Here is a 20,387-nt window from a genome sequence, read left to right on the forward strand (position 1 = left end):
GCGGCCGGCAGTCGAGTCCCCTCTCTAGCGTGCGGCGGCTCGAAGGTCCGACGAAACGGCCGGGAAGCGCCATCAGCCGGGTGCGCGGGCCGGCCTGGCGGCAGGCGACACGCAGCTGGACACGATCCGGCTAACGCGCCGCGTTTCCGTCCGCGGCGTCCTGCGCGGCCAGTTCGTCGAGTTCGGCCTGCTCGAATCCGGCATCGCGACGCGCATCGAAATTGAACGGGCCGCGCAGCCGCGGCGCATGGTATTGCTCGGCGAGCTGACGATAGGCCGGCACCGGATCGCGGCCGGCTTCGTCGCACAGTTGCCGGAACCAGCGGTTGCCGATCGCGACGTGACCGACCTCGTCGCGCAGGATCACGTCGAGGATCGCGGCCGACGCCTCGTCGCCCGCCTGCACGAGCCGCGCGCGGATCGGCGGCGAAGCATCGAGCCCGCGGGCCTCGAGCGTGCGCGGCACGAGCGCCATGCGCGCCAGCACATCGCCCTTGGTCCGTTCGCACATCTCCCACAGGCCGTTGTGCGCGGGAAAATCGCCGTACGCATGCCCGAATGCCGCCAGCCGGTCGGACAGCAGCGTGAAGTGATAGGCCTCCTCGGCCGCGACCTTCAGCCAATCCGCATAAAACGCATCCGGCAGGCCCGCGAACCGCCAGACCGCGTCGAGCGCCAGATTGATCGCATTGAATTCGATATGGGCAAGCGCGTGCAGCAGCACGGCGCGCCCTTCGGGCGAACGCATGCTGCGTCGCTCGAGCTGGCGCGGCTCGACGAGCGGCGGCCGCGCCGGGCGCCCGGGCAGATCGGCCGGCTCGGGCAATGCGAGCGACGGGGCGATCGCCGCCTTCCCGGCCAGCAGTGCATCGTGGAGCGCGCGCACTTGTGCGGCCTTGGCCGCGGGTTCGGCGTCACGCAGCGCGGCAAGCGCGGCGCGACGCACGCAGGCACGCGCGTTGCCGGAAGAAGAAGACTCCATGCTCATAAACGGGGACACCCTGCGCGCGCATCGCGGGAGCGCATGCACGCGACGGTTTACAATAGGCGATTGTTCCGCGGCGCATGCGAATGCGCCGGGCAAACCAGACGCGCCATTCTACCGGCGCCCTTCATCGAAGAGACAAGGAGACTCCGTGACGATCTACAAGCTGGGCGATACGGCCCCGACGATCCACGAAAGCGTATTCGTCGCCGATACGGCGGCCATCATCGGCAAGGTCGTGCTCGAGGAGAACGCGAGTGTCTGGTTCGGCGCGACGATTCGCGGCGACAACGAGACGATTAGCGTCGGTGCAGGCAGCAACGTCCAGGAAGGTGCGGTCCTGCACACGGATCCCGGCTTTCCGCTGACGATCGCCGACAACGTGACGATCGGGCACCAGGCCATGCTGCACGGCTGCACGATCGGCGAAGGTTCGTTGGTCGGTATCCAGGCGGTGGTCTTGAATGGAGCGGTGATCGGCCGCAACTGTCTGGTTGGTGCCGGCGCGGTCGTGACGGAAGGCAAGACGTTCCCGGACAACTCGCTGATTCTCGGCGCACCGGCGAAAGTCGTGCGCGAGCTGTCGGCGGAGGACATTGCGCGACTGCGCACGAACGCGAAGACCTACGTCGAGCGGCGTGCGCATTTCAAGGAGCAACTCGTGCGGATCGGGTGATTCGCACGGATTTCAAGGAAGAAGAGTGAGCGACCAGTTACAGAAATTCATGTTCAATGCGGCGCCCGTGCGCGGCGAGATCGTTTCGCTGCGCAATACGTGGCAGGAAGTGCTCTCCCGCCGCGACTACCCCGCCCCCGTGCGCACGGTGCTCGGCGAGATGATGGCCGCGTGCGCGCTGCTGTCCGCGAACCTGAAATTCAACGGCACCCTGATCATGCAGATCTTCGGCGACGGGCCGGTCCAGATGCTGGTCGTCCAGTGCGGTTCGGATCTGTCGATGCGGGCCACCGCGAAGTTCGCCGGCGAGGCCGCCCAGACGATCGGCGACGACACGCGCTTCGCGTCGCTCGTCAATGCGAGCGGTCACGGCCGCTGCGTGATCACGCTCGACCCGGCCGACAAGCTGCCGGGCCAGCAGCCTTACCAGGGCATCGTGCCGCTGAACGGCGTCGACGGCCCGCTCGAATCCGTCTCGCAGGTGCTCGAGCACTACATGCATCACTCGGAGCAGCTCGACACGCGGATGTGGCTCGCGGCCGATCGCGACCGCGCGGTCGGGATGCTGCTGCAGAAGTTGCCGGGCGACGGTGGCATCGTGCCGCGTAACGCCGAAACCGATATCGATACGTGGGAGCGCGTCTGCACGCTAGGCGGCACGTTGTCCGCGCAGGAACTGCTCGAGGTCGAACCGGAAGTCGTGTTCCGCCGGCTATTCTGGCAGGAGAACGTGCAGCACTTCGAACCGGCCGGCACGCGCTTCCAGTGCTCGTGCTCGCGCGAGAAGGTCGGTGCGATGCTGCGCATGCTCGGCCGTGAAGAAGTCGACAGCGTGATCGTCGAGCGCGGCCACGTCGAGATCCATTGCGAGTTCTGCAATCAGCGCTATGAATTCGATCCGGTCGACGTTGCGCAGCTGTTCGCGGCACCCGGCGTCGAGACGGGCATCGCGCCCGCGACCGGGCAGCGCCACTGAGCAGGAGCCCGATGCCCGCCGTCCGGGCACGGGCGCACAATGACGCACGAGCGTCGCACGCACGGCCCCGGCGCCGAAGTCGCGCACTTCGGCGCAAGCCGCTTCCCGTCGTCGGCGCGCTGCAGGAGAAACACATGAATCGCCCGCTTCATCGACCGTTTCGCACCATCGTCCTGACGAGCGTTGCCGCCGGCACGCTCGCGCTTGCCGGCTGCGCGATGCCGCCGCCGACTTCCACGATCCTGAGCCGCCTGCCCGAACCCGCTGCATCGGGCGGCCAGCCGCCCGCGCTGTCGAGCGCCGAACGCAAGCGCTATGACGAGATCGACCAGCAGGTGCTGCGCGAACAGAACAACGCGATGGCGGCCGAGGCCGCCGCGCGCGCGTGGGCCTATTACTCGCCGCCGCCCGTAACCGTCTACGGCGGGTATTACGGCGGATGGGGCAATCGCTGGGGCACAGGCATCAGCTACGGCTACCCGGGATGGTGGTGGTGAGCGTGCATCGCTCAGCCGATTGACTACCGGCAGGAAATGAAAAAGCGCGGCATTTCCCGCGCTTTTTCAATGGATTCGAGCCATCGTGCTCAGTGATGCGCGGCCTTGCCCTTGTCGCCGCCATGATGCCGCGACGGCTTCGCGATCGACTGCGGATTCGGCACGACACGCACCGGTGCCGCCGATACGGCACCGCGCGTCGACGTATTCGACGGCGTGTTGTTCAGCGGTGCGGCAGGCGCATTCGGCGACACGAACTGCACGAATACCTCGCCGTCCTTCACCATGCCCATCTCGTAGCGCGCGCGCTCTTCGATGGCCGCGGTGCCGCTCTGCAGATCCTGCACTTCTCCCGCGGTACGCTCGTTGCGCAGCTTCTCGTCCGCGTTCTTCTGGAGCTGGTCGTCGAGCTGCTGACGCAATTCATGCACCCGCAGCCAGCCGCCGTGTCCCCACCATAGGGGGTACTGAATGAGCGCCAGCAAGGCAATCAGGACGACAGTGACAAGCCGCATGTAAGAACCGCAGATATAAGAAGCGCCGCTCCGCGCACATGCACAGAGCGGCGTCGATATGACGAACCCGATAGTAGCGCGTTAGCGCAGGTTATAGAAAGCCGATTTACCGGGGTAGCTTGCGATGTCGCCGAGATCTTCCTCGATGCGCAGCAGCTGGTTGTACTTCGAAATACGGTCGCTGCGCGACAGCGAACCCGTCTTGATCTGACCGGCGTTCAGGCCGACCGCGATGTCCGCGATCGTCGAATCTTCCGTTTCGCCCGAGCGGTGCGAGATCACGGCCGTGTAGCCTGCGCGCTTCGCCATTTCGATTGCCGCGAACGTTTCGGTCAGCGTACCGATCTGGTTGATCTTGATGAGAATCGAGTTCGCGATGCCCTTCTCGATGCCTTCCTTCAGGATGCGCGTGTTCGTGACGAACAGATCGTCGCCGACCAGCTGAACCTTCTTGCCGAGGCGATCGGTCAGCAGCTTCCAGCCTTCCCAGTCGCTTTCGTGCATGCCGTCCTCGATCGACACGATCGGGAACTTGTCGGCGAGCGTCGCGAGGTAATCGGTGAATTCGGCCGACGACAGTTGCAGGCCTTCGCCCGCGAGCTGGTACTTGCCGTCGTGGTAGAACTCGGATGCCGCGCAGTCGAGCGCGAGCAGCACGTCTTCGCCGGCACGGTAGCCGGCCTTCTCGATCGCCTGCAGGATCGTCGACAGGCACTCGTCGTTGCTGCCGAAGTTCGGCGCGAAGCCGCCTTCGTCGCCGACTGCCGTGCTCATGCCGCGGTCGCTCAGGATCTTCTTCAGTGCGTGGAACACTTCTGCGCCGCAACGCAGGGCTTCACGGAACGTCGGCTGGCTCACCGGGACGATCATGAATTCCTGGATGTCGAGGCTGTTGTTCGCGTGCGCGCCGCCGTTGACGATGTTCATCATCGGCACCGGCAGTTGCATTGCGCCCGAACCGCCGAAGTAGCGGTACAGCGGCAGGCCTGCCTCTTCGGCGGCGGCCTTCGCGACGGCCATCGACACGGCCAGCATCGCGTTCGCGCCGAGGCGCGACTTGTTGTCGGTGCCGTCCAGCTCGAGCAGCGTCTTGTCGAGGAACGCCTGTTCCGACGCGTCGAGGCCCATGATGGCTTCGGAGATTTCGGTGTTGATATGCTCGACTGCCTTCAGCACACCCTTGCCGTTGTAGCGGCCGGCTTCGCCGTCGCGCAGTTCGATCGCTTCACGCGAGCCGGTGGACGCGCCCGACGGCACCGCCGCGCGGCCCATCGTGCCCGATTCGAGCAGCACGTCGCATTCGACGGTGGGGTTGCCGCGCGAATCCAGAATCTCGCGGCCGATGATATCTACGATTGCACTCATGGGTTTCCTCTGAGAATGACGATGGATTCTTCAAACTGCGACGGCGCGCGCGCGTGAACCGCTTTCGCTACTGACGCGCGAAGCCGTCGCAAGGTTCATTCGATCTTTAATTGAAATCGTTTTCCAGGAACGGATTGCGCTTCACCGCCTGGTCGAGCGTGACGAGAGTCTCCAGCAGCGCACCCATCCGGTTCAGCGGCACCGCGTTCGGGCCGTCCGACTTTGCTTCGGCCGGATTCGGGTGCGTCTCCATGAACAGGCCCGCGACGCCCGTCGCGACCGCCGCACGTGCGAGCACCGGCACGAATTCGCGCTGGCCGCCCGAGCTCGTGCCCTGCCCGCCCGGCAGCTGCACCGAGTGGGTCGCATCGAACACGACCGGGGCGCTCGTCTCGCGCATGATCGCGAGCGAACGCATGTCTGACACCAGATTGTTGTAGCCGAACGAGACACCGCGCTCGCACGCCATGAAGCGGTCTTCCGACAGCCCCGCTTCACGCGCCGCTTCGCGCGCCTTGTCGATCACGTTCTTCATGTCGTGCGGCGCGAGAAACTGGCCCTTCTTGATGTTGACGGGCTTGCCCGAGCGCGCGCACGCATGGATGAAATCGGTCTGGCGGCACAGGAAGGCCGGCGTCTGCAGCACGTCGACCACCGACGCGACCTGCTCGATCTCTTCGATCGAGTGCACGTCGGTCAACACCGGCAGGCCGAGCTGGCGCTTCACCTCGGAAAGAATCCGCAGGCCCTCGTCCATTCCAAGGCCCCGAAACGACTTGCCCGAGCTGCGGTTCGCCTTGTCATACGACGACTTGTAGATGAACGGAACGTTCAGCTTCGCGCAGATCTCCTTCAGGCGGCCCGCCGTGTCGATCGTCATTTGCTCCGATTCGACGACGCAGGTACCCGCGATCAGGAAGAAAGGCTGGTCGAGACCGACCTCGAAATCGCACAGCTTCATGCTTGCACTCCGCGCGCTTGCTTGTTGGCAAGCGCAGCTTCGACGAACGACTTGAAGAGGGGATGACCGTCACGCGGGGTGGACGTGAATTCCGGGTGGAACTGGACGCCGACGAACCACGGGTGCATCGAACGCGGCAATTCCATCATTTCCGGCAGATCCTCGCTCGGGGTACGGGCGCTGATGATAAGGCCGCCGGCTTCGAGCTGGGGCACGAAGCGGTTATTGACTTCATAACGGTGGCGATGGCGCTCGTTCACGTCCTTGCCATAGATTTCTTCCGCCATCGTGCCCGGCTTGATCGGGCAGCGCTGCGAACCCAGGCGCATCGTGCCGCCAAGATCGGATTCCTCGGTGCGCGTCTCGACCTTGCCGTCGCGGTCGTACCACTCGGTGATCAGCGCAACCACGCGTTCCGGCGTATCCGGCTCGAATTCCGTGCTGTTCGCCTGCTTCAGGCCGACGACGTCGCGCGCGAACTCGATCACCGCGAGCTGCATGCCGAGGCAGATGCCGAGATACGGCACCTTGGCTTCACGCGCGTAGCGGATCGCTGCGATCTTGCCTTCCGTGCCGCGACGACCGAAACCGCCCGGCACCAGCACGGCGTCGAGGTGCTTCAGGCTGTCGACACCGTTCGTCTCGATCTCTTCCGAGTCGATGTATTCGATGTTGACCTTGGTCGACGTGTGCAGCGATGCGTGGCGCAGCGCTTCGATCAGCGACTTGTACGACTCGGTCAGGTCGACATACTTGCCGACCATGCCGATCGTCACTTCGTGCTTCGGGTTCTCGAGCTTCTCGACGAGCTCCGACCACATGGTCAGGTCGGCGTCCTTCGGCGACAGCTTGAGTTCCTCGCAAATGATGCGGTCGAGGCCCTGGTCGTGCAGCATCTGCGGAATCTTGTAGATGCTGTCGGCGTCCCACACCGAGATCACGGCGTCTTCCGGCACGTTCGAGAACATCGAGATCTTCTTCGATTCGTCGTCCGGAATGCGGCGATCCGCACGGCACAGCAGCACGTGCGGCAGAATGCCGATCTCGCGCAACTTCTGCACGCTGTGCTGGGTCGGCTTCGTCTTCAGTTCGCCGGCCGTCGCGACGTACGGCACCAGCGTCAGGTGCACGAAGCACGCGCTGTTGCGGCCGAGGCGCAGGCTCATCTGGCGCGCGGCCTCCAGGAACGGCAGCGATTCGATGTCGCCGACCGTGCCGCCGATCTCGACGATCGCGACGTCCGGCTCACCGCAGGTGGCCGACGCGGCCCCGCGCTCGATGAACGCCTGGATTTCGTTCGTGATGTGCGGAATGACCTGCACGGTCTTGCCGAGATAGTCGCCGCGGCGTTCCTTGCGGATCACCGATTCGTAGATCTGGCCGGTCGTGAAGTTGTTGGCCTTGCGCATCTTCGTGCTGATGAAGCGCTCATAGTGGCCGAGGTCGAGGTCGGTCTCCGCTCCATCTTCCGTCACGAACACTTCCCCGTGCTGGAACGGGCTCATCGTGCCGGGGTCGACGTTGATGTAGGGATCGAGTTTGAGGAGGGTGACTTTCAGACCGCGCGATTCAAGGATCGCGGCGAGGGAAGCGGCGGCAATACCCTTGCCAAGGGAAGAAACTACGCCGCCGGTGACGAAAACATATTTGGTCATCGCTGGATGCTCGCGGGAAAAACGGATTATACCGTAAAGCCCGCCCTTCTCTCAGCAATTGACTCGATGATCGCGCCCTTTCCCGCCAACCCGAACCGGCCGTGCGCGCCGGGGCCAAGCCGCCCGCCGGCCGGTGCAACCGTGCGTGCCGGGGCGCGCGCCCGGCCGCCGTATCGTGCGTCAGGCGCGCTTCGCGAGCGGGGTGACGCCCTGTGACACCTCACCCTCGGCCGCCTTCAGCGAATTCAGCATCCGCTGCAATGCGCGGGCGGTCTCGAGCGGCCGCTCCATCGGGAACAGGTGACTGCCTTCCAGCCATTCGACGCGGCCGCGCGCCGCGCGGCGCGTCGCATCGAGCCCGACCTGGCGCACCTCGCGCGACCGCGTGCCGGCGAGAAAACCGAGCGGCACCGGCGCGCCGTGCGCGAGCCGCGGGCCGAGCGTGTGCGGCAGCGTCCGGTAGATCAGGTATTCCACCTGCCGGTCGAACGCGAGCGCCCGCTCGCCGTCGGCGCCGGCTTGAGGAATCCCGTAGTCGATATAGTCGGCCAGCATCCGTTCGTCCCAACGCGCGAACGCCGGTTTCTCGCGGAAGTGCCGCCAGGCTTCGTCACGGCTCGCCCAGCGCGTGCGCCGGTTACGCGTCGCGGCAGCCGGCGACAGTCGCTCGTCGAGCCCCGCCCATTGGCTCGCACGCAATGCGCCGGCGCGCCAGCCCGCGATGATCGGCGAATCGATCATCACGACGCCGCGCACCCATTGCGGCTTCTTCAGCGCAGCCATCAGCGACAGGTAGCCGCCGAGCGAATGGCCGACGAGCCACACGGGACGCTCGTAGCGGCTGCCGATGTCGTCGAGCAGTTGCTCGACGAGATGCGGCCAGTCGCGCGTCACCGGGTAGCGGCGGTCGTGGCCGATCCGTTCGATGTAGCGCAGCTCGTAGTCGTCGGCCAGTTCGGCGAAGATCGTCCTGTACGTCGACGCCGGAAAGCCGTTCGCATGCGAGAAATGGAGGATGTCCTTCAAACGCCGATGTCTCCTTTGTCGACCGGAGTGGGTGCTTTAGCGCCTACTCCGGTCTTATGCTTCGCTGTTGGCGGGAGTTGGCGCTTTAGCACTGACTCTCGCCCCCATGCTTCGCTGTCGGCCGGGGTGGCTGCTGTAGCGCTTACTCCGGTCTTACGCTTCGCGGCCTGCCGGGCCCATGCCTCGGCTTCGTGCGCGGATCCCGGGCCGCGTTTCCCGATACGCCCGCTCTCGCCGCGCTCACCGATCCATCCAGTACCGTCGGCGAACGTCGCGATGACGCTCGAACGCAAACCCGCCGTCGGCCGGCACGACGTCGAACCGCACCGCGCCGTCGCGATCGGTGCGCGGCAGCGGAATCCCGCGCGCCGCGTAACGGGCGAGAACCGTGCGGTGCGGATGCCCGAAACGATTGCGATAGCCTACAGGAAATACCGCGACGCGCGGCCCGACCGAATCGAGGAAAGGCTCGACCGACGACGTGCGGCTGCCGTGGTGCGGAACGACCAGGATCTGCGCGGCCAGCGCGTCGCGTGCGGCGTCCACGAGCTGGCGTTCGGCGCGTGCGTCGATGTCCCCCGTCAACAGCGCGGACGTGCCGCCCGCGTCGATGCGCAGCACGCACGATTGCCCGTTCGACGCGCCCGTCCCCGGGCCGCCCGATGGCCAGAGCATCGTGAAGACGACGCCATCCCAGGTCCAGTGCTGCCCGGTCGCGCACGGCAGACGGTCGGCCACGCCAGCGGCCGCCGCCTCGCGCCACAGCCGGCTCTTCGGCGGGATGCCGGCCAGCAACTGGCGCACGTCGGCCGCCGCATAGACGGCCGGTGCGCCGCCCGCGTGATCGGCATCCGCGTGACTGAGCACGAGCGAATCGATCACCGCGATGCCGCGTGCGCGCAATGCCGGCGCGACGATCCGCGCGCCGGCATGAGTCGACTCCGCTCCCGGCCCGGCATCGAACAGCAAGGTTCGCTGCGCGGTCTCCACCAGCACCGACGCGCCCTGCCCGACGTCAAGAACGGTCAGCCGGAAGCCGCCCGGCGGCGGCGCATCGGCTGTCGGCGCGACCAGCGGCAGCCACGTGAGCGGGGCCGCCCAGCGCAAAGGCCAGCCGCGCGGCATCAGCGCCCATGCGACGCCCACGCAGGCGAGCACCAGCACCGGCCAGTCGGGCATGCGCAGCCAGAACACGCCGGCCGGCCAGTCGGCGAGGTGCCCGAGCAGCGTCATCATCGGTTCGAGTGCCGCATGCGCAAGCCGGAACGCGTACGCATCGAGCGGTGCGGGCAGCGCAATGCCGGCCAGCACGACCGGCGTGACGACCGAGCTGACCCAGGGAATCGCGAACGCATTGCCGAACGGTCCCGACAGGGACATCTGCGCGAACCATGCGGCCGTCAACGGCGCGAGACCGATCGTCACCGCGTACTGCACGCGCGCGGCCTCGGCGATACGGCGCCCGGCGCGTGCACCCCACGCACGCAATCGGCTCGACAAACCGGCCGCGCCGGCGTCCTCCTCGCTTTCCGCGTCGGCCTCGCGCGCGGCGCGCCAGCCGGCGACGGCCAGCAAGATCACGGCAACCGCCCCGAACGACAACCAGAATCCGGCCGACAGCACGGCCCACGGATCGGCAAGCAGCACGCCGCCGAGCGCCGTGCACAGCACCGCGGAAGCCGGTACGCTGCGCCCGGCCAGGTACGCGATGCCGCCGGCCGCGATCATCCACCACGCGCGCTGCGCCGGCACGTTGAAGCCGGCAAGCGCCGCGTAGCCGGCCGCGGCCGCCAGCGCGGCGAGCGCGGCCGCGTACGGTGCCGGCAGCACGAGGGTTGCGGCCCGTGCGCGCCAGCGCAGACGGCGCCAGACCATCGACACGAGCCCGCCCGCGATCGCACCGACGAGCCCGACATGCAGACCCGAGATCGCGACAAGGTGGCTCGTGCCCGTGCTGCGCAGCACACGCCAGTCGTCGTCGCCAATGCCCGACTGATCGCCGATCGCGAGCGCGGCGACGATGCCGCGATGACCCGCGTCGTCTCCCAGCGTTTCGCCGATACGCGCGCGCAGCGCGTCGCGCAGCCGATCGATCGACGCACGCCATCCCGATGCGCGCGCATCGAGCAATACCGCCCGCCGGGGCGCGCTGACATAACCGATCGCGCGAATGCCCGCGGCAAGCCACGCCGCCTCGCTGTCGCGCACGCCGGGATTGGCCTCGGCATGCGGGCGCTTCAGGCGCACGACGAAACGCCAGCGCTGCGCGGCGCGCAAATCGGGCAGCGCGTCGCGTGTCGCGGCTGCGCCATAGGCGCGCCACGACAGCCTGATCAACGGCGGAAAGCGGACCAACCCCGCATCGTTCGACTCGACGGCGAACAGCAGCCGCGCGCCTGTCTCGTCGACCACGGGCAGCCCTCGAATCACGCCCGTGACGACGATGTCGCGCCCTTCCCACTCGACGGGCAGGCTGTCGTCCAACCGCCATTCGGCCCGCGCGGCCGCATAGCCGAACCCGACGACGCAGGCCGCGAGCGCGCACAGCATCCATCCGAACGCGACGGCCGTACGCGTGCGCCGGCGGCGCGTGCTCCACGCGCCCAGCACCACGCAGCCCGCGAGCGCGGCCGCACCGATCGTCCATGCGAGCGCACCCGGCAGCGCCGCCTGCCGCTGCAGTACGACCACGCCGAGCGCGAACGCGATCCACCACACGCGCATCGCACCTCCTCGTCGACCCGGCACCGCCATTGAGAATGCGGCGCCTTCCGGCAACGATTATGCGGACGAAAGTGCGAGTCGCGGCAACGCGGCGAGCGCGTTAGCCGAAGTGGATAGGCCAAGTGAACTGGCGTCGATCCCGCGCAATTCGGCAAGCGCGTCGCCGATGCGCGGCACCTGGTCGGGCGTGTTGCGGGATTTGTAGGCCCATTCGGGCGCGATGTCGGGGGCGTCCGTCTCGACGACGATCGCCTCGAGCGGCAACTGCGCCGCGAGCCGGCGGATCTGCAGCGCACGCGTGAAGGTCACGTTGCCGCCGAAGCCGAGATGCAGCCCGTGCGCGAGATACGCTTCGGCCTGCTGGAAACTGCCGTTGAACGCATGCGCGATGCCGCGCCGCACGCCGAAACGGCGCAGCCCGGCGAGCACACGATCCTGCGACTTGCGCACATGGCACAGCACGGGCAAGTCGAATTCGCGCGCGAGCTTGAGTTGCCCCTGGTAAAAGAACTGCTGCCGGTCTTCGTCGAGCCCCGGCACGAAATAGTCGAGCCCGATCTCGCCGATCGCGACAAAGCGCGGATCGTCGAGGCTCGCCTCGATCTCCATGCGCAGCAGGTCGAGATCCTCGTCGCGTGCGCGTGGCGTATACATCGGATGGATGCCGAGCGCATAGGCCGCGCCCGGCGTGCGTTGCGCGAGCTCGCGCACCGTCGTGAAGTTGTCGCGCCCGACGCTCGGGATCACGATGCGCGACACGCCGGCCGCGCGCGCCGCAAGCGCGACCGCGTCGCGGTCGGCGTCGAACTCGGCGGCATCGAGATGGCAGTGCGTGTCGATCCACATGGCGGCAGTCCTGCGCCCTGGCGCCGCACGGGGACGAACCCGGCAGCCGGCCAAGCGCGTTCGCTTCTTACACCGGCAGCACCGGCTCCTCGTGCAGCACGCCGTCGCGCAGCCGCATGATGCGGTCGCAGCGCGCGGCGAGATCGGGATCGTGCGTGACGATCACGAAGCTCGTTTCGAGCGTCTCGGATAGTTCGAGCATCAGGTTGAACACTGTATCGGCCGTCGTGCCGTCGAGGTTGCCGGTCGGCTCGTCGGCGAGCACGCACGCGGGCTTCGTGACCAGCGCGCGCGCGATCGCGACGCGTTGCCGCTCGCCGCCCGACAGCTCGCCCGGACGATGCTTAGCACGCGGGCCGAGACCGACGCGCTCGAGCATCGCCTGGGCCTGCTCGCGTGCGTCCTCGGTCGTCATCCGGCGGATGCGCAGCGGCATCGCGACGTTGTCGAGCGCGGTGAACTCGGGGAGCAGGTGATGAAACTGGTAGACGAAGCCGAGCGCGCGGTTGCGCAGTTCGTTGCGTTCGCGCTCGGCGAGTTGCGTAAACGGCTTGCCGAGCAGCGACACCTCGCCCGCGCTCGGCTCGTCGAGCCCGCCCAGCACGTGCAGCAGCGTGCTCTTGCCGGAACCCGACGCACCGACGACCGCGAGCTTCTCGCCGCGCCGTACCGTCAGCTCGGTATTGTTGAGCACCTGCACGTTGAAGCCGCCCTGCACGAACGCCTTCGTGATCCCGCGCGCCTGAAGCACGTATTCCTGCATACCTGCCGAATCCTGTCTGTTGTGTTGTCGTGAATCCGCGAATGCGGTCGCGCGATCATTCATAGCGAAGCGCCTCCGCCGGCTTCACCTTCGCGCCGCGCCAGCTCGGATAGAGTGTCGCGACCGCCGACAGCGCGAACGCGATCAGCCCGATCCGGATCACGTCGCTCGCGACGAGTTCGGACGGCAGCTCGCTGATGAAGTACACGGACGGCGGCAGGAACTGCACGCCGAACAGGTGCTCGATCATCGGGATCAGCCACGGGATGCTCCATGCGATCAGGCAGCCGAGCGCGACGCCCGACGCCGTGCCGACGAAGCCGATCGTCACGCCCTGCACGACGAAGATCTTCATGATCGATCCCGGCTGCGCGCCGAGCGTGCGCAGGATCGCGATGTCGGCCTGCTTGTTGGTCACCGTCATCACGAGCGACGACACGAGGTTGAACGCGGCCACCGCAATGATCAGCGTGAGGATGATGAACATCATCCGCTTCTCGATCTGCACGGCCGAGAACCACGTCTTGTTCTGCTGGGTCCAGTCGCGGATGTACAGGCTGCCCGACAGCGTATGCGACAGCTCGACCGCCACGTCCGGCGCCTTCTGCATGTCCTTCAGCCGCAGCCGCACGCCGGTCGGCGCCGTCATCCGGAACAGTGCCTCGGCATCGCGGATGTTGATCATCGCGAGCGTGCTGTCGTATTCGTAGTGGCCGGACTCGAACACGCCGACGACCGTGAACTGCTTCAGCCGCGGCATCATGCCGGCCGGCGTGATCGACCCTTCCGGCGCGACCAGCGTGACCTTGTCGCCGACCGTCACGCCGAGGTTGCCCGCGAGCGCATCGCCGAGCACGATGCCGAACTGGCCCGGCACGAGCGCGCCGAGCTGGCCCGCCTTCATGTCCTTGCCGATGTCCGACACCTGCGGCTCGAGCGTCGGCTCGACGCCGCGCAGCATCACGCCGCTCACCGCGTCCTGGCGGGTAAGCAGCGCCTGCGCGTCGACGTACGGCGCCGCGCCGATCACCGACGGATTGCGGCGCGCTTCCTGCGCGGTCAATTGCCAGTCGGGCATCGAGCCCGTCGGCGAGAACACCTCGACGTGCGCGAGCACCGACAGCATGCGGTCGCGCACCTCCTTCTGGAAGCCGTTCATCACCGACAGCACGACGATCAGCGCCGCGACGCCGAGCGCGATCCCGAGCATCGACACGAGCGCGATGAAGGAAATGAAGCCGTTACCGGTCGTGCGTTTGCCGGCGCGCGTGTAGCGCCAGCCGATCTGCCATTCGTACGGAAGTTTCAAGCGAATCCTTTCTGCTGGTTACGGCGGGGAGGCGCCCCGCGGCCGGACCGCCGCCCGGTGGCGGCCACCGGCCCGGGCACAGTCGAAAAACGGCCGCCGGACGCGAACGGGCCGTCAGCCGGCCCGATCACGCGCGCAGTTTGCCATACAATGCGCACCATCATGCACGACCGACGCCTCCATTTTCTCGTTCCGTTCGCGCTGCCGTCGGCGGCCGATGCGGCCTCGTCCCTGCACACGCTGGACAGCCCCGCGCTCGAAAAGTTGCTCGCCCGCGCGAGCCTCGTCGAGCGCGTGACCGGCGAGGACTTCCAGCGCACGCTGCCGCACGAGCGCTGGCTGGCCCGCCAGTTCGGCGCCACCCACGGCAACGCCGCCGACGAGGCGCCGCTCGCGCCCTACATGCTGCTGGCGGACGGCGGCGACCCCGGCGCACACGCATGGGCCTGCGTCGAGCCCGTCCACGTCGAAATCGCGCACGATCACCTGGTGCTCGTCGATCCGGCGGCCCTCGCGCTCGACGACGGAGACGCAGCCGCGCTGCTCGCGGTCGCGCGGCCGCTGATCGAGGAACTCGGCGTCCGGCTCGAGGCGCCGAACCCGTCACGCTGGTACCTGTCGAGCGAGCAGCTCGTCCGCCTCGCCGGCGCCGCGCCGCTGCGCGCGAGCGGCCGCAACATCGAGATCTGGCTGCCGCACGAGGCACATACGGGCGAGCGCTCGCGGATGTGGATGAAACTGCAGAACGAAGTGCAGATGGCGTGGTTCCAGCACCCGGTCAACGAGGCCCGCGAGGCGCGTGGCCTGCCGGCCGTCAATTCGATCTGGTTCCATGCGCAAGGCACGCTGAAGCCGGTCGGCAAGCCGTTCGCGCGTGTGCTGTCCGCCTCGCCCGCGGCGCTCGGCCTCGCGCGCGCCGCGCAAGCCGACGCCGGTGCGCCGCCGGCCGCGTTCGGCACGCTGCCCGCCGCCGATGGCGCGACGCTCGTCGAACTGCCGGCGCTGACCACCCCGTTCATCGCGCAGGACTGGGCGCGCTGGCACGACGGACTCGCCGCGCTCGAGCGCGACTGGTTCGCGCCGGCCCTCGCCGCACTGCGCAACGGCGAGCTCGCGAGCGTCGATTTCACGCTGTGCGGCGACACGAGTTCCGTGACGCTGCACGCGACGCGCGGCGACCTGCGCAAGTTCTGGCGCCGCCGCGCGCTTGCCTCCCTGTTCGAATAACAAGCAGACCCCGTATGACCCGGATCGTTACCCGCCCCGTCGCGCCCGCCGACGCCGAAGTGCTCGCGCGCCACGGCCTGCATCCTGTCCTTGCGCGCCTGTATGCGTCGCGCGGCGTGCAGTCCCCCGCCGACATCGAGACCGCGCTTGCGCGGCTCGTTCCGCCCACCGCGCTGAAAGGCTGCGCCGACGCCGCGTCGCTACTCGCCGATGCAATCGCCGACAAGCGGCGCCTGCTCGTCGTCGCCGACTACGACTGCGACGGCGCGACCGCCTGCGCGGTGGCGGTGCGCGGGCTGCGGATGTTCGGCGCGCAGATCGACTACCTGGTGCCGAACCGTTTCGAATACGGCTACGGCCTCACGCCCGAGATCGTCGAGCTCGCCGCCGCGCGCAAGCCCGACCTGCTGATCACCGTCGACAACGGGATCGCGAGCGTCGCAGGCGTCGAAGCCGCGAACGCACGCGGCATCGACGTGCTCGTGACCGATCACCACCTGCCCGGCGACGCGCTGCCCGCCGCGCGCGCGATCGTCAACCCGAACCAGCCCGGCTGCACGTTCCCGAGCAAGCACCTTGCCGGCGTCGGCGTGATGTTCTACGTGCTGCTCGCGCTGCGCGCCGAGCTGCGCCGTCGCGGCGCCTTCGCGAGCAAGGAAGCCGAGCCGCGCCTCGACGGCCTGCTCGACCTCGTCGCGCTCGGCACCGTCGCCGATGTCGTGCGGCTCGACGGCAACAACCGCGTGCTCGTCGCGCAGGGGCTGCAGCGCATCCGCAACGGCCGCATGCAGCCGGGCGTCGCCGCGCTGTTCCGCGCCGCCGCGCGCGAGGCGCGCACGGCATCGGGCTTCGATCTCGGCTTCGGCCTCGGCCCGCGCCTGAACGCCGCCGGGCGGCTCTCCGACATGTCGCTCGGTATCGAGTGCCTGATCACCGACGACATCGGCCGCGCGTGGGATCTCGCGCAGCAGCTCGACGTGATGAACCGCGAACGCCGCGAGATCGAGGCCGGCATGCAGCAGCAGGCGCTCGCCGATCTCGCCGATGTCGATCCTGCCGACGCGTGCACGATCACCCTCTTCAACCCCGAGTGGCACCAGGGCGTGATCGGCATCGTCGCCGGCCGGCTCAAGGAAAAATTCCACCGCCCGTCGTTCACGTTCGCGCACGCGGACGAGGAAGGCAAGCGGGTCAAGGGTTCGGGCCGCTCGATTCCCGGGTTCCACCTGCGCGACGCGCTCGACCTCGTGTCGAAACGCGAGCCGGACCTGATCGTCGCGTTCGGCGGCCACGCGATGGCGGCCGGCCTCACGCTCGACACCGAGAACGTGCCACGCTTCGCGGCCGCGTTCGAGGCCGTTGCGCGCGAGTGGCTGTCCGACGACGCGCTTGCCCGCGTGATCGAGACCGACGGCGAACTCGAGGACGCGTACTTCACGCCGCAGTTCGTCGGGCTGCTCGACGAGGCCGTCTGGGGGCAGGGTTTTCCGGCCCCGCTTTTCTCGGGCGAATTCGACGTCGTGTCGCAGTCGCTCGTGAAGGAAAAGCACCTGAAGCTGCAGCTTGCACGCGGCCGGCAGCGCTTCAACGCGATCTGGTTCAACCACACGGAGCCGCTGCCGGAGAGCGCACTGGTCGCCTACCGCCTCGTCGCCGACACGTGGAACGGCGTCACGCGCGTCCAGCTGATCGTCGAACACGCAGCCGGCTGAGCGCGGGCCGCCCGGCCCGCGACGCCCGCCGACGCATGCGCACCGCGCCGGACGCCGCCGCGCGCGGGCAGGCACGGTTTGCGCCACCGGGCAACCCTGCCGATCGGCTATAATTCCGCTTTTTTACGAAGCAAGAATAGCGAGCGATCATGGAAGCGGAACGTCTCAACGCGATCGAAAGCTCCCTGCTCGACCTGCGCAACCGCGCGGGCGAGCTCCGGGGGTATCTTTGACTACGACGCCAAAGCTGCGCGTCTGACCGAAGTCAACAAGGAACTCGAAGACCCGAACGTCTGGAACGATTCGAAGAACGCCCAGGCGCTCGGTCGCGAGAAGAAGCTGCTCGAAGGCGTCGTCACGACGCTCACCGCGCTCGATAGCGACCTGCGCGACGCGCTCGACCTGTTCGAGCTGGCCCGCGAGGAAGGCGACGAGGACACCCTCGTCGCGTCGGAAGAAGACGCCGCGAAGCTCGAGGCACGCGTCGGCGACATCGAGTTCCGCCGGATGTTCTCGAACCCGGCCGACCCGAACAACTGCTTCATCGACATCCAGGCCGGCGCCGGCGGCACCGAGGCGTGCGACTGGGCATCGATGCTGCTGCGCCAGTACCTGCGCTACTGCGAACGCAAGGGCTTCAAGGCCGAAGTGCTCGAAGAGTCCGACGGCGACGTCGCCGGCATCAAGAACGCGACGGTCAAGGTGTCGGGCGAATACGCATACGGCTTCCTGCGCACCGAAACGGGCATCCACCGCCTCGTGCGCAAGTCGCCGTTCGACTCCTCGGGCGGCCGCCACACGTCGTTCTCGTCGGTGTTCGTGTATCCGGAAATCGACGACTCGATCGAAGTCGAGATCAACCCGGCCGACCTGCGCATCGACACGTACCGCGCATCGGGCGCGGGCGGCCAGCACATCAACAAGACCGACTCCGCGGTGCGGATCACGCACATGCCGACCGGTATCGTCGTGCAGTGCCAGAACGACCGCTCGCAGCACCGCAACCGTGCCGAAGCGATGGCGATGCTGAAATCGCGCCTGTACGAAGTTGAAATGCGCAAGCGCCAGGCCGAACAGGACAAGCTCGAATCGAGCAAGACCGATGTGGGCTGGGGCCACCAGATCCGTTCGTACGTGCTCGATCAGAGCCGCGTGAAGGACCTGCGCACGAACGTCGAAATGAGCAACACGCGAGCCGTCCTCGACGGCGACCTCGACGACTTCATCAGCGCGAGCCTCAAACAGGGCGTGTAAGCGCCGCGGCGCGACCCAGCCGGGTCGCGCCCCCTTGCCCTTCCCGTTTGCGTTGCCGCACCACTCCGAATTCCGACCATCATGACCGAACCGACCCAAACGCAGCCCGCCGTCACCGCGGACGAAAACCAGATCATCGCCGAGCGCCGCGAGAAGCTGCGCGCCCTGCGCGAGCAAGGCGTCGCCTACCCGAACGATTTCCGCCCGACGCATCACGCAGCCGATCTGCAGACGACATTCGCCGACTCGGACAAGGCCGCGCTCGAAGCGAACCCGGTCGAGGTGTCGGTCGCCGGCCGCATGATGCTCAAGCGCGTGATGGGCAAGGCGAGCTTCGCGACGGTGCAGGACGGTTCGGGCCAGATCCAGTTCTTCGTGACGCCTAACGACGTCGGCGCGGAAACCTACGACGCATTCAAGAAGTGGGACCGCGGCGACATCGTCGCCGCGCGCGGCGTTCTGTTCCGCACCAACAAGGGCGAGTTGTCGGTCCAGTGCAAGGAACTGCGCCTGCTGTCGAAGGCGCTGCGCCCGCTGCCGGACAAGTTCCACGGCCTGTCGGACCAGGAAATGCGCTACCGCCAGCGCTACGTCGACCTGATCGTCACGCCGGAAACGCGCGACACGTTCCGCGCGCGCACCAAGACGATCGCGTCGATCCGCAAGTTCATGGATTCGGCCGACTTCATGGAAGTCGAGACGCCGATGCTGCACCCGATCCCGGGCGGCGCGGCCGCGAAGCCGTTCGTCACGCACCACAACGCGCTCGACATGCAGATGTTCCTGCGCATCGCGCCGGAGCTGTACCTGAAGCGCCTGATCGTCGGCGGCTTCGAACGCGTGTTCGAAATCAACCGTAACTTCCGGAATGAAGGCGTGTCGCCGCGTCACAACCCGGAATTCACGATGATGGAGTTCTACGCCGCCTACACCGACTATCGCTGGCTGATGGACTTCACCGAGCAACTGATCCGCCAGGCGGCGATCGATGCGCTCGGCACCGCGACGATCCAGTACCAGGGCCGTGAACTCGACCTCGCGAAGCCGTTCCATCGCCTGACGATCACGCAGGCGATCCAGAAGTACGCACCGGAGTACACCGACGGCCAGCTGTCGGACGACGCGTTCCTGCGCACCGAACTGAAGCGCTTCGGCGTCGACGTGTCGCAGCCGGCGTTCCTGAACGCGGGTGTCGGCGCGCTGCAGCTCGCGCTGTTCGAGGAAACGGCCGAAGCGCAGCTGTGGGAGCCGACCTTCATCATCGACTACCCGGTCGAGGTGTCGCCGCTCGCACGCGCATCGGATACGGTGCCGGGCATCACCGAGCGTTTCGAACTGTTCATGACCGGCCGCGAAATCGCGAACGGCTTCTCGGAGCTGAACGATCCGGAAGACCAGGCCGCGCGCTTCAAGAAGCAGGTCGAGCAAAAGGATGCGGGCGACGAGGAAGCGATGTTCTTCGACGCCGACTACATCCGCGCGCTCGAATACGGGATGCCTCCGACCGGCGGCTGCGGGATCGGCATCGACCGTCTCGTGATGCTGCTGACCGACAGCCCGACGATCCGCGACGTGCTGCTGTTCCCGCATCTGCGCCGCGAAGACTGATCGCGGCGCCCGCGTGTGCGCCGCGCCCTGCCGCGCGCACGCGTCAGCTTTGTAACGACGCGTAAATCCCGCCAGCCGGCGTCCGCCGGCTTTCGATCCTCCCCCGTTTTATCCCCTCGTTGCGAGGGCCTACCCCGGGTTTTCCCGGTAACGATCGCCCGCGCCCCGCTGCAATTCGTTACACCTTGATACGGCGCGCCCGTCACCGCTCGACGACACTCCTTTTGCGTCACCACGCATGACCACGGGACCAGAACGAGGCGCCGGAACGCCGAGTCTGCTCGACCC

At 67.4% G+C, this 20,387-nt stretch carries 17 protein-coding genes; 7 read left to right on the forward strand and 10 right to left on the reverse strand.

Annotation, left to right across the window (positions count from 1 at the left end):
* Nucleotides 1-130: 130 nt before the first annotated feature.
* Nucleotides 131-988: a ferritin-like domain-containing protein gene (locus ACPTTC_RS12260; RefSeq protein WP_423392630.1), complete on the reverse strand. Its 858-nt coding sequence runs from the start codon at nucleotides 986-988 to the stop codon at nucleotides 131-133.
* Nucleotides 989-1,136: 148 nt separating this feature from the next.
* Between ACPTTC_RS12260 and ACPTTC_RS12265 the strand changes: the two genes are divergently transcribed.
* From ACPTTC_RS12265 to ACPTTC_RS12275, 3 genes are all read left to right on the forward strand, one after another.
* The gene (locus ACPTTC_RS12265) at nucleotides 1,137-1,661 is read left to right on the forward strand and encodes a gamma carbonic anhydrase family protein (protein WP_175969450.1); all 525 of its coding nucleotides are present in this window, start codon (nucleotides 1,137-1,139) and stop codon (nucleotides 1,659-1,661) included.
* 25 nt (nucleotides 1,662-1,686) lie between these two features.
* Nucleotides 1,687-2,637, forward strand: a complete 951-nt coding sequence (gene hslO, locus ACPTTC_RS12270; RefSeq protein WP_423392631.1) for an Hsp33 family molecular chaperone HslO — start codon at nucleotides 1,687-1,689, stop codon at nucleotides 2,635-2,637.
* A gap of 134 nt (nucleotides 2,638-2,771) precedes the next feature.
* Entirely contained in the window at nucleotides 2,772-3,134 is a 363-nt protein-coding gene (locus ACPTTC_RS12275) for a hypothetical protein (protein ID WP_175953488.1), read from the forward strand.
* A gap of 89 nt (nucleotides 3,135-3,223) precedes the next feature.
* On the opposite strand, the gene ftsB is transcribed toward ACPTTC_RS12275, so the two are convergent.
* From ftsB to ACPTTC_RS12320, 9 genes are all read right to left on the reverse strand, one after another.
* On the reverse strand, nucleotides 3,224-3,649 hold the full coding sequence (gene ftsB, locus ACPTTC_RS12280; protein ID WP_043190303.1) for a cell division protein FtsB: 426 nt from the start codon (nucleotides 3,647-3,649) through the stop codon (nucleotides 3,224-3,226).
* An 81-nt stretch (nucleotides 3,650-3,730) separates the two neighbouring features.
* On the reverse strand, nucleotides 3,731-5,014 hold the full coding sequence (gene eno, locus ACPTTC_RS12285; RefSeq protein ID WP_011352544.1) for a phosphopyruvate hydratase: 1,284 nt from the start codon (nucleotides 5,012-5,014) through the stop codon (nucleotides 3,731-3,733).
* Between the two features lie 106 nt (nucleotides 5,015-5,120).
* Nucleotides 5,121-5,975 carry a 3-deoxy-8-phosphooctulonate synthase gene (kdsA, locus tag ACPTTC_RS12290; protein WP_175969447.1) on the reverse strand — a complete coding sequence of 285 codons (855 nt, stop codon included), beginning with the start codon at nucleotides 5,973-5,975 and terminating at the stop codon, nucleotides 5,121-5,123.
* The gene (locus tag ACPTTC_RS12295) at nucleotides 5,972-7,630 is read right to left on the reverse strand and encodes a CTP synthase (protein WP_175953495.1); all 1,659 of its coding nucleotides are present in this window, start codon (nucleotides 7,628-7,630) and stop codon (nucleotides 5,972-5,974) included. Before ACPTTC_RS12295 ends, kdsA begins: the two co-directional genes overlap by 4 nt.
* A gap of 180 nt (nucleotides 7,631-7,810) precedes the next feature.
* The gene (locus tag ACPTTC_RS12300) at nucleotides 7,811-8,656 is read right to left on the reverse strand and encodes an alpha/beta fold hydrolase (RefSeq protein WP_175969445.1); all 846 of its coding nucleotides are present in this window, start codon (nucleotides 8,654-8,656) and stop codon (nucleotides 7,811-7,813) included.
* Between the two features lie 240 nt (nucleotides 8,657-8,896).
* A complete protein-coding gene (locus ACPTTC_RS12305) occupies nucleotides 8,897-11,380 on the reverse strand; it encodes a DNA internalization-related competence protein ComEC/Rec2 (protein WP_423392632.1) in 2,484 nt (827 codons plus the stop codon).
* Between the two features lie 57 nt (nucleotides 11,381-11,437).
* The gene (locus tag ACPTTC_RS12310; RefSeq protein ID WP_423392633.1) at nucleotides 11,438-12,226 is read right to left on the reverse strand and encodes a TatD family hydrolase; all 789 of its coding nucleotides are present in this window, start codon (nucleotides 12,224-12,226) and stop codon (nucleotides 11,438-11,440) included.
* A gap of 67 nt (nucleotides 12,227-12,293) precedes the next feature.
* Entirely contained in the window at nucleotides 12,294-13,052 is a 759-nt protein-coding gene (gene lolD / locus ACPTTC_RS12315; RefSeq protein WP_423392634.1) for a lipoprotein-releasing ABC transporter ATP-binding protein LolD, read from the reverse strand.
* Entirely contained in the window at nucleotides 13,045-14,298 is a 1,254-nt protein-coding gene (locus tag ACPTTC_RS12320; protein WP_089461262.1) for a lipoprotein-releasing ABC transporter permease subunit, read from the reverse strand. Before ACPTTC_RS12320 ends, lolD begins: the two co-directional genes overlap by 8 nt.
* A 162-nt stretch (nucleotides 14,299-14,460) precedes the next feature.
* Between ACPTTC_RS12320 and ACPTTC_RS12325 the strand changes: the two genes are divergently transcribed.
* The 4 genes from ACPTTC_RS12325 (at nucleotide 14,461) to lysS (ending at nucleotide 20,099) form a co-directional block, all read left to right on the forward strand.
* Entirely contained in the window at nucleotides 14,461-15,525 is a 1,065-nt protein-coding gene (locus ACPTTC_RS12325; RefSeq protein WP_423392635.1) for a regulator, read from the forward strand.
* Nucleotides 15,526-15,539: 14 nt separating this feature from the next.
* The gene (gene recJ / locus ACPTTC_RS12330; protein ID WP_423392636.1) at nucleotides 15,540-17,237 is read left to right on the forward strand and encodes a single-stranded-DNA-specific exonuclease RecJ; all 1,698 of its coding nucleotides are present in this window, start codon (nucleotides 15,540-15,542) and stop codon (nucleotides 17,235-17,237) included.
* 149 nt (nucleotides 17,238-17,386) lie between these two features.
* A protein-coding gene (gene prfB / locus ACPTTC_RS12335) for a peptide chain release factor 2 (RefSeq protein ID WP_105392842.1) occupies nucleotides 17,387-18,491 on the forward strand; the annotation gives its coding sequence in 2 pieces (ribosomal slippage) (nucleotides 17,387-17,467 and nucleotides 17,469-18,491; 1,104 coding nt in all).
* An 81-nt stretch (nucleotides 18,492-18,572) separates the two neighbouring features.
* Complete coding sequence (lysS, locus tag ACPTTC_RS12340) at nucleotides 18,573-20,099, forward strand: lysine--tRNA ligase (RefSeq protein WP_423392637.1); 1,527 nt, start codon at nucleotides 18,573-18,575, stop codon at nucleotides 20,097-20,099.
* The last annotated feature ends 288 nt before the right edge of the window (nucleotides 20,100-20,387 follow it).

It is taken from the genome of Burkholderia mycopellens (assembly GCF_964265025.1).
In the GTDB taxonomy this organism is placed as follows: Bacteria; Pseudomonadota; Gammaproteobacteria; order Burkholderiales; family Burkholderiaceae; genus Burkholderia.

Coding starts and splice junctions, on each gene's coding strand:
- ftsB (WP_043190303.1), bottom strand. CDS start 3,649: ATGCGGCTTGTCACTGTCGTCCTGATTGCCTTGCTGGCGCTCATTCAG.
- ACPTTC_RS12275 (WP_175953488.1), top strand. CDS start 2,772: ATGAATCGCCCGCTTCATCGACCGTTTCGCACCATCGTCCTGACGAGC.
- ACPTTC_RS12305 (WP_423392632.1), bottom strand. CDS start 11,380: ATGCGCGTGTGGTGGATCGCGTTCGCGCTCGGCGTGGTCGTACTGCAG.
- ACPTTC_RS12310 (WP_423392633.1), bottom strand. CDS start 12,226: ATGTGGATCGACACGCACTGCCATCTCGATGCCGCCGAGTTCGACGCC.
- ACPTTC_RS12295 (WP_175953495.1), bottom strand. CDS start 7,630: ATGACCAAATATGTTTTCGTCACCGGCGGCGTAGTTTCTTCCCTTGGC.
- ACPTTC_RS12325 (WP_423392635.1), top strand. CDS start 14,461: ATGCACGACCGACGCCTCCATTTTCTCGTTCCGTTCGCGCTGCCGTCG.
- recJ (WP_423392636.1), top strand. CDS start 15,540: ATGACCCGGATCGTTACCCGCCCCGTCGCGCCCGCCGACGCCGAAGTG.
- ACPTTC_RS12260 (WP_423392630.1), bottom strand. CDS start 988: ATGAGCATGGAGTCTTCTTCTTCCGGCAACGCGCGTGCCTGCGTGCGT.
- eno (WP_011352544.1), bottom strand. CDS start 5,014: ATGAGTGCAATCGTAGATATCATCGGCCGCGAGATTCTGGATTCGCGC.
- lysS (WP_423392637.1), top strand. CDS start 18,573: ATGACCGAACCGACCCAAACGCAGCCCGCCGTCACCGCGGACGAAAAC.
- lolD (WP_423392634.1), bottom strand. CDS start 13,052: ATGAATGATCGCGCGACCGCATTCGCGGATTCACGACAACACAACAGA.
- kdsA (WP_175969447.1), bottom strand. CDS start 5,975: ATGAAGCTGTGCGATTTCGAGGTCGGTCTCGACCAGCCTTTCTTCCTG.